Annotated in this window: 11 protein-coding genes; 9 read left to right on the top strand and 2 right to left on the bottom strand. The window is 72.0% G+C overall.

Translation table 11 applies throughout. From position 1 onward, the window contains the following. Window positions 1–48: 48 nt before the first annotated feature. Window positions 49–573: an amino-acid N-acetyltransferase gene (locus tag AB0H62_RS14920; RefSeq protein ID WP_220242269.1), complete on the bottom strand. Its 525-nt coding sequence runs from the start codon at window positions 571–573 to the stop codon at window positions 49–51. Between the two features lie 167 nt (window positions 574–740). On the opposite strand from AB0H62_RS14920, the gene AB0H62_RS14915 reads away from it, so the two are divergent. The 9 genes from AB0H62_RS14915 to atzF all read left to right on the top strand — a co-directional run bounded on the left by AB0H62_RS14915 (window position 741) and on the right by atzF (window position 13581). Next, the gene (locus AB0H62_RS14915) at window positions 741–2789 is read left to right on the top strand and encodes an acyltransferase family protein (protein WP_360586430.1); all 2049 of its coding nucleotides are present in this window, start codon (window positions 741–743) and stop codon (window positions 2787–2789) included. A 620-nt stretch (window positions 2790–3409) separates the two neighbouring features. After that, on the top strand, window positions 3410–6064 hold the full coding sequence (locus tag AB0H62_RS14910) for an AAA family ATPase (protein WP_360586428.1): 2655 nt from the start codon (window positions 3410–3412) through the stop codon (window positions 6062–6064). A 118-nt stretch (window positions 6065–6182) separates the two neighbouring features. Further along, on the top strand, window positions 6183–7631 hold the full coding sequence (gene rimO, locus AB0H62_RS14905; protein ID WP_220242266.1) for a 30S ribosomal protein S12 methylthiotransferase RimO: 1449 nt from the start codon (window positions 6183–6185) through the stop codon (window positions 7629–7631). 110 nt (window positions 7632–7741) lie between these two features. Continuing rightward, window positions 7742–8338, top strand: coding sequence for a CDP-diacylglycerol--glycerol-3-phosphate 3-phosphatidyltransferase (gene pgsA, locus AB0H62_RS14900; protein ID WP_220246901.1), 597 nt, complete (start codon window positions 7742–7744; stop codon window positions 8336–8338). Further along, window positions 8338–8814, top strand: coding sequence for a CinA family protein (locus AB0H62_RS14895; protein ID WP_360586425.1), 477 nt, complete (start codon window positions 8338–8340; stop codon window positions 8812–8814). Before pgsA ends, AB0H62_RS14895 begins: the two co-directional genes overlap by 1 nt. 99 nt (window positions 8815–8913) lie before the next feature. Continuing rightward, window positions 8914–9384 carry a helix-turn-helix transcriptional regulator gene (locus AB0H62_RS14890; RefSeq protein WP_220242264.1) on the top strand — a complete coding sequence of 157 codons (471 nt, stop codon included), beginning with the start codon at window positions 8914–8916 and terminating at the stop codon, window positions 9382–9384. A 239-nt stretch (window positions 9385–9623) separates the two neighbouring features. Further along, window positions 9624–10469 carry a PspA/IM30 family protein gene (locus AB0H62_RS14885; protein WP_220242263.1) on the top strand — a complete coding sequence of 282 codons (846 nt, stop codon included), beginning with the start codon at window positions 9624–9626 and terminating at the stop codon, window positions 10467–10469. Between the two features lie 35 nt (window positions 10470–10504). Further along, window positions 10505–11488 (top strand): hypothetical protein, encoded by a 984-nt coding sequence (locus AB0H62_RS14880; RefSeq protein WP_220242262.1) that lies wholly within the window; start codon window positions 10505–10507, stop codon window positions 11486–11488. A 347-nt stretch (window positions 11489–11835) separates the two neighbouring features. Beyond that, window positions 11836–13581 (top strand): allophanate hydrolase, encoded by a 1746-nt coding sequence (atzF, locus tag AB0H62_RS14875; RefSeq protein WP_360586422.1) that lies wholly within the window; start codon window positions 11836–11838, stop codon window positions 13579–13581. Here atzF and AB0H62_RS14870 read toward each other — a convergent pair. Further along, the gene (locus tag AB0H62_RS14870; protein WP_360586420.1) at window positions 13550–14581 is read right to left on the bottom strand and encodes a quinone-dependent dihydroorotate dehydrogenase; all 1032 of its coding nucleotides are present in this window, start codon (window positions 14579–14581) and stop codon (window positions 13550–13552) included. The two genes, atzF and AB0H62_RS14870, sit on opposite strands and share 32 nt — an antisense overlap. Window positions 14582–14616: the final 35 nt, after the last annotated feature.

Genomic DNA, 14616 nt, shown 5'->3' with positions numbered 1-14616 from the left:
CGGACGAGGCCGCGCGCCGGCGCACCTCGTCCCTGGCTGGGGGCCGGTCTAGAACTCCAGCAGCATGCGCGAGTTGCCCAGGGTGTTCGGCTTGACGTAGGGCAGGTCGAGGAACTCCGCGACACCCGGGTCGAGCGAGTGGCGCATCTCCTCGTAGACCTCGTGCGACACGGGCGTGCCGTCGATCTCGACGAAGCCGTGGCGCAGGAAGAAGCCGGTCTCGAACGTCAGCACGAACAGGCGCTTGAGGCCCAGGTCGCGCGCCTCGTCCACGAGCCGGCCCACCAACGCGTGACCGATGCCCCGGCCGCGCGCGGCCTTGTCGACCACGACCGTGCGCAGCTCGGCGATGTCCTCCCACAGCACGTGCAGCGCGGCGGCGCCGAGCACGTCCTCGTCGCCGGTGCCGTCCTCGTCCACCGCCACCCAGAACTCCTGGATCGCCTCGTACAGCGTGACCAGGTCTTTCTCGAGCAGCACGCGGCCGGCGTCGGCGTCGACCAGTGCTTTGATCTTGCGGACGTCGGCTATGCGCGCGCGGCGGACAGTGGGTCGGACGGAGTCAAGGGGCACACGGTCCAAGATATCGATCGCGGCGCCCGGCGCCCCGGACGGCTCGATCGAGGTACCCCGGATGCGTGAGCGGAACGGCCTTCACGTATAGCTATTGCACGCCCTGATCGATCAGTAGCCGCTCAGAACATCAGGCCGCCCCAGGTGGCCTCTGGGGGAGGAAGTGCATGTCCGGGACCACCGTGGTCGCGCCTGAACGACCCGGTAAGCCTCCGGCGCCCAGTGCGGCACAGAGCCGTTTCCGGCCCGAGCTGCAGGGCGTGCGAGCCCTCGCCTCGCTGCTGGTCGTGGTCTACCACGTGTGGCTCGACCGGATCTCCGGCGGCGTCGACGTGTTCTTCCTGGTGTCGGGCTTCCTGATCACCGGCCAGCTCTACCGCGCGCTGCTGCGCGGGAAGATCGAGCTGCGGCCGATGTGGGGCCGGATGATCAAGCGGCTCTTCCCGGCGGCGATGACCGTGCTGCTCGCGGTGGTTGTCGTCTCCACGCTGCTGCTGCCCGAGGACCGCTGGTTCCAGACCATTCGCGAGGTCTTCGCCTCCGCGCTGTTCTACGAGAACTGGCAGCTGGCCGCCGACTCCGTCGACTACTTCGCCCAGCACAACAGCGCGAGCCTGGTCCAGCACTTCTGGTCGCTGTCGATCCAGGGCCAGTTCTACCTGCTGTGGCCGCTGGTCTTCGTCGCGCTCGGCTTCCTCGTGCGCCGCCTCGGGCTGTCGCTGCGCCACACCGTGAACACGCTGCTCATCACGCTGTTCGTGGCTTCGCTGGCGTACTCGGTGTACCTCACCGCCGTCGACCAGCCGCTGGCCTACTTCCACGGCCTCACCCGCGTGTGGGAGTTCGCGCTCGGCGGCCTGATGGTGATGTTCCTCGACTCGTTCACGCTGCCGCGGGGCCTGCGCGTGGTGCTCGGCTGGATCGGCGTGGCCGGGTTGGTGCTGTGCGGCATCGTGCTGCGCGTCGACTCGGTGTTCCCCGGCTGGATCGCGCTGTGGCCGACGCTCTCGGCCGGGCTCGTGCTCGTGGCCGGCCAGACGAACACCGTCTTCGGCGCCGACCGCTGGCTCAGCTCGAAGCCTCTGGGCTACCTCGGCAACCTGAGCTTCTCGCTGTACCTGTGGCACTGGCCGGTGCTGGTGTTCTACCTGGTCGTGCGTGACCGCGCGGCCGTCGGTCTGCTCGGCGGCGCGGTGGTGATCGGCGCGTCGTTCGTGCTCTCGATCCTCACCTACCACTTCATCGAGAACCCGATCCGGTTGTCGAAGATCGGCACGGTGAAGCGCTGGGGCGCCTACCGGTTCGGCATTCTGGCGCTGGCACCGGTGCTGATCGCGGCCGGTGTGTGGGGCACGTACACCTCGGCACAGGCCAACTACACGATCTCGCTCGCGGACGCCGACCACCCCGGAGCCGCCGCGCACGCACCCGGGTTCGCCTACCGCGGTTCTGCGGAGCCCTCGATCGTGCCGCCGACGCTGAAACTGCCCGAAGACTGGGCGGGCATCACCGACGACAAATGCACGATGTCGCCGCGCAACGAGGAACTCAAGGTCTGCACGCAGAACCCCGAAGGCCCGCCGAAGAAGCGCGTGGTCCTCGTCGGCGACTCGCACATGCAGCAGTACCTCGCCGCGTTCCTGCCGATGGTGCAGACCGAGGGCTGGGCCGTGACGTCGATGCTGAAGGGCGCCTGCCCGTTCTCCAGTAACGCCGACCTGATGCCCGGCGACCAGGCCTGCATGGACTGGAACAAGGCCGCGGCCGACGAGATCGTCGCGATGCACCCCGACGCCGTGGTCACCCTGGCGAGCGTGAACACCCACGCGGGCATCACCGAGACGACCCCGGCGGGCTTCGTGAACCAGTGGTCGGCGATGGACAAGGCCGGCATCCCCGTGGTGGCCTTGCGCGACAATCCGCGGTTCGCGTTCAACATGGCCGCCTGCGTCGCGCAGCAGGGTCCGACCAACCCGGTGTGCGTGCTCGACCGCGACGCCGTGCAGCCGGCCGCGCCGTCGTACACGAGTACGCGCGGCGTGCCGGGCAACGTGTCGTTCCTCGACTTCACGGATTACTTCTGCGACAAGGACACCTGCCCGCCGGTGGTCGGCAACGTGCTGGTGTACATGGACGACAACCACCTCACCGCCACTTTCCTGACCACGCTGGCCCCCATCGCCGACAAGCAGATGAAGGCCGCTCTGAAGTGGTGATCGCCCCGGTTCCCTGATCCCCGTATGCTGCGGCACCGGGAGATCGACAGGGGGAAGCGGGGGAGATGACGCGCGCGGGGTGGGACGCATTCCAGGCCGCCCAGGCCGAGGCTGCGGCGGACCGGACGACGACGCTGGCCGGACCGGACGGCACTTCGTGGCTGCTGGTGCCGGGACAGCCGTGGCAGTGGTCACGACCGGGTGGTGCGTGGCAGTTCGGGGTGGTGCCGCCGGATCCGGCGTATCGGGCCGGGACTCGGATGGTGCCGCCGAACGGCGGGCAGCCGGGCCCGGGACCTGGCGGCCGAGGTGGTCCGCGGGGACCGTTCGCGGCGCCGGCCGGACCTGGTGCTCCGGGCGGGCAAAACGCACGGCCGATGCCGCCCGGACCGCCACCCGCTCAGCCGGTCCAGACCGGTTTCCCGCCCGCGCCACCGCCCCAGTCCGGGCCGGTGCCCGCACAGTCGTGGCCGGGTCGGTCCGCGCCACCGCCGATGCCGGCACAGGCACCGCCGCTCCCGTCCGCGCCGGTGCCCGCTCAACCCGCGTCGCCGCAAAGCGGTCCGGCCGGTCCCGTCGCGCCGCCGACGCCGGCGCGTCCGGCGGAAACCCCCGTCCGGGTGGAAAACCTGAGCGGCGGCGGGTTCGTCTCCGGCGACGAGCCGGCGGCCGAGTTCGTGCGCCGCGTGGTGCAGGTCGTCTCGTGGGCCGACCGCACGCGACACGGCCAGGGTGGCTCGGGTGAACCGCCGCCGCCGGAACCCGAGCGACCCCAGGGCAAGCAGGGCGGGCTCCTCGACGACCTCGCCCGCAACACCCGCTCGATGACCTTCGACCTGCTCGCCGCCGGCAACCGCGCGCGGGGCCGGAAAGAGCAGCAGCGGTACGAGCAGGCGTACGCCGAGTGGACCGTCGCGTACCAGGAATGGGAACGGCGCAACGCTTCCGGCAACCGGCAGCCGAACCCGCTGGTGCTGCTCGTCGGCCAGCCGCACACGGGGCAGAGCCGGCTGTGGCGGTCGGTGCGCGACGAGCTCGGCGCGGCCGACGTCGGGTTCGAGGACTTCGTCACGGTCGGCGCGGCCGAGGTGCTGGGCGACGAAGACTCGGCCGGCGACGCGCTGCGCGGGTTTGTCTCGCGGCGCACCGACCCGGCGCTGGTCCTCGTCGAAGACCTCGACACGCTCCTGGACAAGGATCCGGCCGGTGTGTTGCGCGCGTTGCGGGACTACGCGCACGACCAAGGCAGCTGCCGCCTGCTCGTGCTCGCGGGCACCGAGCGCGTGGCCGAGCGGCTGCGCACCGAGGCACCGGACCTGGTTTCCGCCGTGCTGCAGTACCGGCTGCCGAAGTTCACCCGGCACGCGCACGCGGCCGCGCTGCTGGACGTCGTCGCGGTCGAGCGCTCCTTTGTGCTGCCCCCGGACGTCCGCGACCGGCTGGCGCAGCTGGCGAACCTCTCCGCCGGCGCCCGCGGTGTCGAGGCGTTGCTGGACGCCGCCGGGCGGGAAGCCGTCGCGAGCGGTCCGTCGGCGGACGGCCGGATCCACCTGACGCAGCAGCACCTCGCGCCGCTCGTCGCCGCGGCCGAGCAGCGGAGCGGGCAGCCGATCGAGGAGCTGCTGGCCGAGCTGGACACGATGATCGGCCTCGACTCGGTGAAGCAGCGCGTGCGCGCGCTGGTCGCCGAGGCCCAGATCGACGCCCGGCGCCGTGACGCGGGCCTGCCCGTGGCCAGCCGCAGCCGACACCTGGTGCTCACCGGAAACCCCGGCACGGCCAAGACGACCGTCGCGCGGCTGCTCGGCAAGATCTACCAGGCGCTGGGGACGCTGCCGAAGGGCCACGTCGTCGAGGTCGCGCGGCCGGACCTGGTCGGCGAGTACGTCGGCGAGACGTCGAAGAAGACTCGCGCCGTGTGCGAACGCGCGTCGGGCGGTGTGCTCTTCATCGACGAGGCCTACAGCCTCGCGCTGGACAAGGACGACGACTACGGCCGCGAAGCCGTCACCGAGATCCTGCTCCAGATGGAGAACCACCGCGACGACCTCGTCGTCTTCGCCGCCGGTTACCCGAAGGAGATGGACGGCTTTCTGGAGACGAACCCGGGTCTGCGCTCGCGGTTCGCCACCCGGATCGAGTTCCCCGACTACACCGCCGACGAGCTCGCCGGGATCTACCGCGTCCTCGCGCGAGGCCAGGGTTACGAGCTCTCCGACGACCTCCTCGCGGAACTGCCCGAGGCCATGCGCCGCATCCCGCGTGGGCGCGGCTTCGCCAACGGCCGCTCCGCGCGCGGCGTGCTGGAGTCGACGATCGGCAAGCAGTCGGCCCGGCTCGCGGCGCAGCCGGACACCCCGGCGTCGGCACTGTCCACTTTGGTCGCCGCCGATCTGCCGGGCGCCGGGGAGTCCGGCGTCGCGGTCACGGACGACGCCGGACCACGCCGTGGTCTCGACGACCTGCTCGCCGAGCTCGACGGCATGATCGGCCTCGACGCGGTCAAGCAACGCGTGCGCGCGCTCGTCGCCGGCGCGCGGCTGGACGCGCGGCGGCGCAAGGCCGGCCTGCCCGTCGGGGCGAGCAGCCGCCACCTCGTCTTCACCGGCAACCCGGGCACGGCGAAGACGACCGTCGCCCGGCTCATGGGGCGGCTGTACCGGGAGCTGGGGCTGCTGACGTCCGGGCACCTGGTCGAGGTCGCGCGGCCGGACCTGGTCGGGGAGTACCTCGGCCAGACCGCGCCCAAGACCCGCGAGGTGTGCGAACGCGCGCTCGGCGGCGTGCTGTTCATCGACGAGGCCTACGCCCTCGTGCAGACCTACGGCGGCGGCCACGCCGACTACGGCCAGGAAGCCATCGCCGAGCTGCTGGTCCAGATGGAGGACCACCGCGACGACCTGATCGTCATCGCCGCCGGCTACCCCGCCGACATGGACCGCTTCCTCGACGCCAACGCCGGCCTGCGCTCGCGCTTCGGCGGCACCGTCGAGTTCGCGGACTACTCCGACGAGCAGCTGGCCGCGATCTTCACGGCGATGACCACCCAGCGCGGCTACCGGCTCGCCCCCGACCTCACCGCGGCGCTGCCCGCGGTCATGGCCGGGATCGACCGCGGCAGCGGCTTCGCCAACGGCCGCTCGGCCCGCGGCTTGCTGGAGCAGGCGATCGCCGCGCAGGCGCTGCGCCTCGCCGGCCCGGACGTCGACCTCGAGTCCGTCGACGACGCCGAACTGACGCTCCTGACACCGGCGGATCTGCCCCCGCAAGGGTGACCTTCGGCGCGCCCCGCCGGTGGGGGAGCGGGAAAGCCCGCCCACCGGCGGGGCCGGGCCACCGCACTGGGTGACGCCGTCGCCGACCGGCGCGGGTGCGGCGGCTACCCTCAACGTCGTGCCTTCTCCCACCACTGAGCCAGCCCGCAGTCGTCGTGTCTCCCTCGTGACCCTGGGCTGCGCCCGCAACGAGGTCGACTCCGAGGAGCTGGCCGGACGGCTCGCGGCCGGGGGCTGGGAGCTGGCGGCGGACCCCGAGGACTCCGACGTGGTCGTGGTGAACACGTGCGGCTTCGTGGAGTCGGCGAAGAAGGACTCGGTCGACACGCTGCTCGCCGCGTCCGACACCGGCCGCAAGGTCGTGGCCGTCGGGTGCATGGCGGAGCGCTACGGCACGGAGCTGGCCGAAAGCCTGCCCGAGGCCGACGCCGTGCTCGGGTTCGACCACTACGCCGAGCTGTCCGACCGCCTCGACGACGTCGTGGCCGGCCGCACGGTCGCGTCGCACACGCCGTCGGACCGGCGCAAGCTGCTGCCGATCAGCCCGGTGCAGCGGCCCGCGGCCGCGGAGGCCGTGGAGGTCCCCGGGCACGCCCAGCACGGCTGGGGCCCGCGCGTGCTGCGCACCCGGCTCGACGATTCGCCCGTGGCCGCGCTGAAGATCGCGTCGGGCTGCGACCGGCGCTGCTCGTTCTGCGCCATCCCGTCGTTCCGCGGCTCGTTCGTCTCGCGCCAGCCGGAGGAGATCGTCGCCGAGGCGCAGTGGCTCGCCGAGAACGGCGTGAAGGAGCTGTTCCTCGTCAGCGAGAACTCCACCTCCTACGGCAAGGACTTCGGCCGGGACGGCACGCGCGCCCTCGAGCTGCTGCTGCCGCGCCTGGCCGAGGTCGAGGGCATCGACCGCGTGCGCGTGTCCTACCTGCAGCCGGCCGAGACGCGCCCGCAGCTGGTGAAGGCCATCGCGACCACGCCGGGCGTCGCCGACTACTTCGACCTGTCCTTCCAGCACTCGAGCGAGCAGGTGCTGCGCCGGATGCGCCGGTTCGGGTCCACCGACTCGTTCCTCGCGCTCACCGAGCAGATCCGCGAGTACGCGCCGGAGGCCGGGATCCGCACCAACGTGATCGTCGGCTTCCCCGGCGAGACCGAGGACGACCTCGCGGAACTCGAACGCTTCCTCACCGGCGCGCGCCTCGACGCCGTCGGTGTGTTCGGCTACTCCGACGAGGACGGCACGGAGGCCGAGACCTTCGACGGCAAGCTCGACCCCGCCGTGGTCACCGAGCGCGTCACCCGGATCTCGGCGCTGGTCGAAGAGCTCACCGCCCAGCGGGCCGAGGATCGCATCGGCACGTTCGTGGACGTGCTGGTGGAGCAGGAGGCCGAGGACGGCGAAGACGCCGTCGGCCGTGCCGCCCACCAGGCGCCCGAGGTCGACGGTGAGTGCGTGATCCTCGAAGACCCGGACCGCGCCGCCGTCGAGGTGGGCGATCTGGTGCGCTGCGAGGTCGTCGACTCCGCCGGGGTCGACCTGATCGTCCGCCCGGTGCCGGACGCGGACCGGTGAGTGCCGCACCCAGCGACGCCGGCGAGGGCATGACCCGCGCCGCGCAGGCGTCGTCCCAGGGAGCGGCCCCCCAGACCCACGAGGTGCCTGCTGAAACGGGGGCCGCCCGCATGCCCGAGCCTGCCGTACCCGAACCGACGCCCGTCCCGACGCTGAACGTCGCGAACCTGCTCACGCTCTCGCGGCTGATGCTGGTGCCGCTGTTCGTCCTCGCGCTCTTCGCCGGCGACGGCGTGGACACCACGTGGCGCGCGATCGCCACGGGCTTGTTCGTCATCGCCTCGGCCACCGACCAGGTCGACGGGTGGGTCGCCCGCAAGTACGGCCTGATCACCGACTTCGGCAAGATCGCCGACCCCATCGCGGACAAGGCGCTCATCGGCGCCGCCCTCGTCGGGCTCAGCGTGCTCGGCGAGCTGCCGTGGTGGGTCACGATCGTGATCGCGGTCAGGGAGATAGGCGTCACACTTCTGCGCTTCTGGGTGATTCGTCACGGTGTGATTCCGGCGAGCCGCGGCGGCAAGGCCAAGACGATGACGCAGATCCTGGCGATCGTCGTATACCTGCTGCCGCTGCCGGCCGGCGCGGACCCGGTGCGCTGGGTGCTGATGGGGCTCGCCGTTCTGCTGACCGTGGTCACCGGCGTCGACTACCTGATCCGCGCGATCCGCCTGCGCGCGGCGGGCCGCCGGGCGACGGGCGCTTGATGGCGGAGCTCGACGAGGCGGCCGCGCAGCTGGTGGCCGTCCTGACCCGGCGCGGGGAGACCGTGGCCACGGCCGAGTCACTGACCGCCGGGCTGGTGTGCGCCACCGTCGCCCGCATCCCGGGCGCGAGCGTGGTGCTGCGCGGCGGGCTCGTCGTCTACGCCACGGAGCTGAAAGTCGCGCTGGCGGGCGTCGACGAGAAGTTGCTGGCCGAGCACGGCGCCGTGCACCCCGAGGTGGCGGCGCAGCTCGCCGACGGCGCGCGCGAGCGGTGCGGTGCCACCTGGGGCCTGGGGCTGACCGGCGTCGCGGGCCCGACCGCCCAGGACGGGGTGCCTCCGGGCACCGTGCACATCGGTCTCAGCGGGCCGTCGACCCGGATCGTCCGTACCCTGGTGGAGACCGGTGACCGGGACATGATCAGGACCGCGTCGGTGCGTTCGGCGTTTTCCCTGCTCGGGGAACATCTACACTGAATGGGGCGTTCGCCCTTGGCGGACGCACGTGTCAAGTCCTGCGCTCGGGGCACCGCTCTGGGTAACGTAGGAGGCACCAGTTCGGGAAGGAGGCGCGTGATGACCGTGCTGTTGCGTGAGGCGATCGGTGATCGGCTCCGTCATGCCCGCACCAACCAGCGTCGGACGCTGCGTGACATCTCCCGCGCCGCCAGGGTGAGCCTCGGCTACCTGTCCGAGGTCGAGCGTGGTCAGAAGGAGGCCTCCAGCGAGCTGCTGGCTTCCATCTGCGACGCCCTGGACCTTCCGCTCGGCGAGTTGCTCCACAAGGTCGCGGCCGACGTGACGGCCCTCGAGTCGGTGGAGGTGGCTCCGGTCGACGAGCGCGTGGTCGACGGTGCCGCGAGGGAGACCGTGCCGGCGGAGCGGGAAGCCACCGCGTCCGCGAGCGGGTTCGAAGGCGGCCGCCTGGTCTCCGAGCTGGTCGGCGACGACCTCTCCGACCTGCGGCTTTCGCCCGCGCCGCGGATGAACACCCAGCTGCGGACCACGATCGGCGCGCCGAAGCTCGCGTCCACGATCGCCGCTTAGGAACGCGCAGAGAAACGCTTCGTACGCGTACGGCCCCGGGTTGTGACCCCGGGGCCGTACGCGTATCCACAGAATCGATCAGGGTCGTCCCTGAATTCCCCCGGGGTCGCCTGGAACGGCAGGGGCTGACCTGACACGATGGAACCCAACGCCGGGGTCGGGACGTTGTGAACTAGGGGAGCGACGCCCCACCTCGAGACACACAGGGCCCGTGGGACGCAAGAAGGCAGGCGGAGGAGATGGCCAACCCGTTCGTGAAGTTCTGGAAGTACCTCATGGCGTCGTTCTCGTCGAAAATCGACGAGCACGCCGACCCGAAGGTGCAGATCCAGCAGGCCATCGAGGAGGCACAGCGCAACCACCAGGCGCTGACGCAGCAGGCCGCCTCCGTGATCGGCAACCAGCGTCAGCTGGAGATGAAGCTCAACCGGCAGCTCGGCGAGGTCGAGAAGCTGCAGGCGTCGACCCGGCAGGCCCTGGTGCTCGCCGACGAGGCCCGCGGCAAGGGCGACGAGCAGAAGGCGACCGATTTCGAGACGGCGGCGGAGAGCTTCGCCGCGCAGCTCGTCACGGCCGAGCAGAGCATCGAGGACCTCAAGACGCTGCACGACCAGTCGCTGCAGGCCGCGGGCCAGGCCAAGAAGGCCGTGGAGCGCAACGCCACGATGCTGCAGCAGAAGCTGGCCGAGCGCACCAAGCTGCTCTCGCAGCTGGAGCAGGCGAAGATGCAGGAGCAGGTCTCCGCGTCGCTGAACCAGATGAGCCAGCTGGCCGCGCCGGGCAACACGCCGTCGCTGGAAGAGGTTCGCGACAAGATCGAGAAGCGCTACACCACCGCGCTGGGCTCGGCTGAGCTGGCGCAGAACTCGGTGCAGGGCCGCATGCTCGAGGTGCAGGAGTCCGCCACGCAGATGGCGGGCCACTCGCGCCTGGAGCAGATCCGCGCGTCGATGCGTGGTGACTCGGTCGCGCAGGTCACCGACGGTGGCGGCGCCGCGAAGTCGGCCGGCACAGCCGCCAGCGCGGACATCCAGCGTGAGGTCCAGGCCCGCGTGCAGGCCGAGCAGGGCAAGAACCCGGCCTGATCGCCGGGCTCGAGGACGACTCCCGGGGGTGGGGCATGGCCGGCAGCGGCAGACGGCGGGACTTCAACGAGTTCAACGCCAAGCTCGAGAAGCACATCGAGAAGCTGCCGGAGTACGCCCAGCGTGCCCAGGAGAAGCTGCAGCGGTACTTCCCGCCGGCCGATGAGGCCGGCGGGAAGCCCGCCGCGAGGCCGTCCTCGCCGAAACGTCCCGCGCCGCCCGTGGTGCGCCGGACCGCCGTGCCCACCGCGTTCGCGCAGGTGGCCGGCCAGGTCCCGGCCGTCGCCGAGGCGCGAGCGAAGTGGCAGCGGTGGAACGAACCCGCGGCCAAGCACCAGCGGCGCATCACCCGCACCTCCAGGGTGCTCACGTTGTGGCTGCTCATCACGATCCTGCTCGGCGTCCTGACCGTGCTCGCCGGCACCGGCCTGATGGGCGCCGGCGGCACCGACGTGGCCCAGACCGTGCTCGCGGGCTTCGGCACGGTCGTGTTCGGCACGTTCAGCGTGCGGACCGGCCTGAAGCTCCGCCAGCTGAAGAAACTCGAACTCCCCGCGGCGAGCAGCGCGGCCCCGCCGCCGCTGCCCCCGGCCGCCTCGGCCGCCCGCGAACCGATGGAACGGCTGGCGGAGTCCGAAGCCTCCCTCGGCGAGCTGCTGCGGCAGCTGTCCGTGCCCACCTCGCTGGGCACCACGGCCGTCCCCGAGGTCTCCGTGGCCGACGCCCGTGCCACGGCCCAGGAAGCGGCCCGCGCCCTGCGTGGTCTGGCCGCCCGCATCCAGGCCATCGAACGCGGCCGCAACTCCGCCCCCGAACGTGAGCGCGGCGCGCTGGACGCGGCCGTGGCGAAGCTGCGCGAGCAGCTGGACGACGGCATCGAAGGCTTCGGCAGCCTGGTCGCGGCGGCGGGACGCGCGGTCGCGGCCAGCAGCGACGGCATGGGCACGTCCAAGCAGGCGTTGACCGACGCGACCGACCACCTCGCGGGGCTCGCGTTGGCGTTGCGGGACCTGTCCTAGGGGCCGCCACGCGGTTCGGCGGATTTTCCGCGGGTGATTTTTCCCGCGTGTACGGATTCCTGTGCGGTGACCGAGTGCTGTGTGCGGCACCGGAACGAGCCGGATGGCGCAGTTTGGGTTTCCGGTCGGCCTAGTCCTCGTCACCCCGCGCCGACGGTGGGTGAGTGTCCCCGAATACCGAAACAATGGCGTAATCCGAAACAGCTGGTTACGGAAACGCGTGCGGTTTAACGTTTTTCTCATGAAGTCAGTGGTGGCACCCGCCAGGATCAGCGCCGTGGCCTGAGGTTCCGCGGCGCCGGTCGTACACAGTGGACTCATCCGTTCCGTCGAGGAAAGGACCCTCCGTGACCACGCTCCCGCCCGAACCGGAACCCGTGCCCGTCCCCCCGCCCAGCTCGCACCAGAGGGTGGTGGCCGCGTTCGAACGCCTCGCGCAAGTCGACCGCCCCGAGCTGTGGATCAGCCTCCGCACGCTGGAAGAGGTGCTGGTCGACGCGAAGGCCGTCGACGAGCGCGTCCGCGCCGGGGAGGACCTCCCGCTGGCCGGGACCGTCGTCGCGGTCACGGACCTCATCGACGTCGCCGGGCTGCCCACCACCGCGGGGTGCCCGGGTTTTTCTCGGGTGCCCGTGACCAGCGCCACGGCGGTCACGCGGCTCACCGGCGCGGGTGCCGTGGTGCTGGGCAAGACGAACCTCGATCAATTCGCCTCCGGGCTGGCCGGCACGCGCAGCCCGTACGGCGCGGTGGCTTCGGCCGGCGACCCCCAGAAGGTCGCGGGTGGGTCCAGCAGCGGTTCTGCCGTGGCCGTCGCGCTCGGAATCGCCGACCTCGCGCTCGGTACTGACACCGCCGGCTCCGGCCGGGTTCCCGCGGCGCTGAACGCCGTCGTCGGCCTCAAACCGACCCTCGGGCTCGTGCCGAGGACCGGGGTTTTCCCGGCGTCGCCGTCGTTCGACTGCGTTTCGGTGTTCGCGAGCACCCTCAAGCTCGGCCAGCGCGCGCTCGCCGCGCTGACCGGCCCGGACGGCCAGGACGCGTCCGTGCGCGAGTGGCCCGCCGACGTCCGCCTCGGCGCGGGGGAGCGGCCGCGGGTCGCGATCCCCGACGTCGCCGGGCTCGCCGCGTTGTCCGGACCGGCGAGGCGCGCTTTCGGCGTGGCCGTGGCGTCGCTGGAGGCGTCCGGCGCGGTGATCGAGCCGATCGATCTCGGCGTGTTCTTCGAAGCCGGAGAGCTGCTCTCCGGCAGCGCGCTGGTGGCCGAGCGCTTCGCGTCGGCCGGAGACGTGCTGGCCGGGAAACCGGAAGGCGTCGATCCGACGGTCGCCGGACTCGTCGCCGCGGCGGGCACCCACCTCGCCCACGAGCTCGCCGACGCCCACGGCCAGGTCGCCCGGTTGCGCGCGGCGGCCCGCGATGCGCTCGGCGAGTGCGACGCGCTGCTGCTGCCCACCGTGCCCGACCACCCGGACCTCGGCGAGGCACTGGCAGATCCGCTCGGCGTGAGCGCGCGGCTGGGGACGTACAGCGCGTTCGTGAACGTCCTCGACCTCGCCGCCGTGACCGTGCCGGTCGCGCCGGGGGACCAGCGACCGTTCGGCGTCACGATCGCTGTGCGGGCGTTCGAGGACCAGATCGCGCTCGACCTCGCCGCGGTGCTCACCGGGGAGCAGGCGAGCGAGCCGTACCCGGCAGAAGGGGTCGACCTGGTCGTGTTCGGCGCCCACCTGCGCGGCCAGCCGCTGCACGGCGAACTGCGGGGCGCGCGGTTCGTGACGCCGGTCCAGACCGCCGAGCGGTACCGCATGGTGCTGCTCGACACCGAACCGCCGCAGCCCGGCGTGATCCCCGGCAGCGGCGCGCTCGACGGCGAACTCTGGCGGCTTTCGCCGGCGGGCTTCGGCCGGTTCGCGGCGGCGCTGCCGGAGCCGTTCGTGCTCGGGCACGTGGAGCTGGAGGACGGCAGTACGCCGCTCGCGGTGCTGTGCCCACCGGCCGCCACAGGTGGCGCGCCGAACCTCGACCGGTACGAATCGTGGCGCGGCTACCTGCGGTTCGTCAGCACGGCCGGCCTGCGATCCCCCGGCTGACGCGGCGCACCAGCGCCGGTCCGTGCAGTGCGAAGCCGGTGTAGAGCTGCACGAGGCTGGCGCCGGCGTCGAGCAGTCGGCTCGCGTCGTCGGGGCCGAGGATGCCGCCGACGCCGATGATCGGCAGCTTGCCTTCGGTGCGCTCGTGGACGAAGCGGACGACTTCGAGCGAGCGCGCCGTGAGCGGGCGGCCGGACAGGCCGCCGGCTTCGGTGGCGAGGTGCGCTTCGGCCGGGGCGAGGCCGTCGCGCGAGAGCGTGGTGTTGGTGGCGATGAGCCCCGCGACGCCGTGGCCGAGGCACACCTCGAGCAGCTCCGCGAGCGCCTCGTCCGTGAGGTCCGGCGCGACCTTCACCAGCAGCGGCGTGTCCCCGCCCAGCTCGGCGGACGTCTTGCGCAGCTCGGCGAGCAGCTCGCCCAGCGCGGCCTTGTCCTGCAACGCGCGCAGCCCCGGGGTGTTGGGCGAGCTGACGTTGATCGCGAAGTAGTCGGCGTAGGGGTGCAGCACGCGCAGCGAGAAGCGGTAGTCGGCCACGGCCTCGTCGAGCGGGGTCGCCTTGGACTTGCCGATGCTGATCCCCAGCGGCACGCGGGGCTTGCCCTGCGCGGCGAGCCGGCGGGCCAGGGCTTCGGCGCCGTCGTTGTTGAAGCCCATCCGGTTGATCACGGCGTCGCTCTCGGGGAGGCTGAACAGCCGCGGCTTTGGGTTTCCCGGCTGCGCGTGCCGAGTGACGGTGCCGACCTCGACGAACCCGAACCCCAGCGCCGGCCACGCCGTGAGCGCGCGCCCGTTCTTGTCCATGCCCGCGGCCAGCCCCACGCGGTTCGGGAACCGCAGCCCCAGCACGGTCACCGGGTCGTCGGTGCCGTAGACGCGCCCGAGCGGCCCGAGCGCGGGCCCCACACGGCTCAGCAGCCGCACGGTGCGCTCGTGCACCAGCTCGGGATCGTGGTAGGCCAGCCGGTACAGCCCGGGGCGGGCGATCTTCTCGAAGAGCACTCGCCCATGCTGCCTCATCGGCTCCGGAGCGGCGC

Origin of the sequence: Amycolatopsis sp. NPDC050768, assembly GCF_040654155.1 — a bacterium.
Lineage (GTDB): Bacteria > Actinomycetota > Actinomycetes > Mycobacteriales > Pseudonocardiaceae > Amycolatopsis.
Note: the sequence above shows the minus strand (reverse complement) of the source record. Positions and strands in the feature narration are given on the sequence as shown.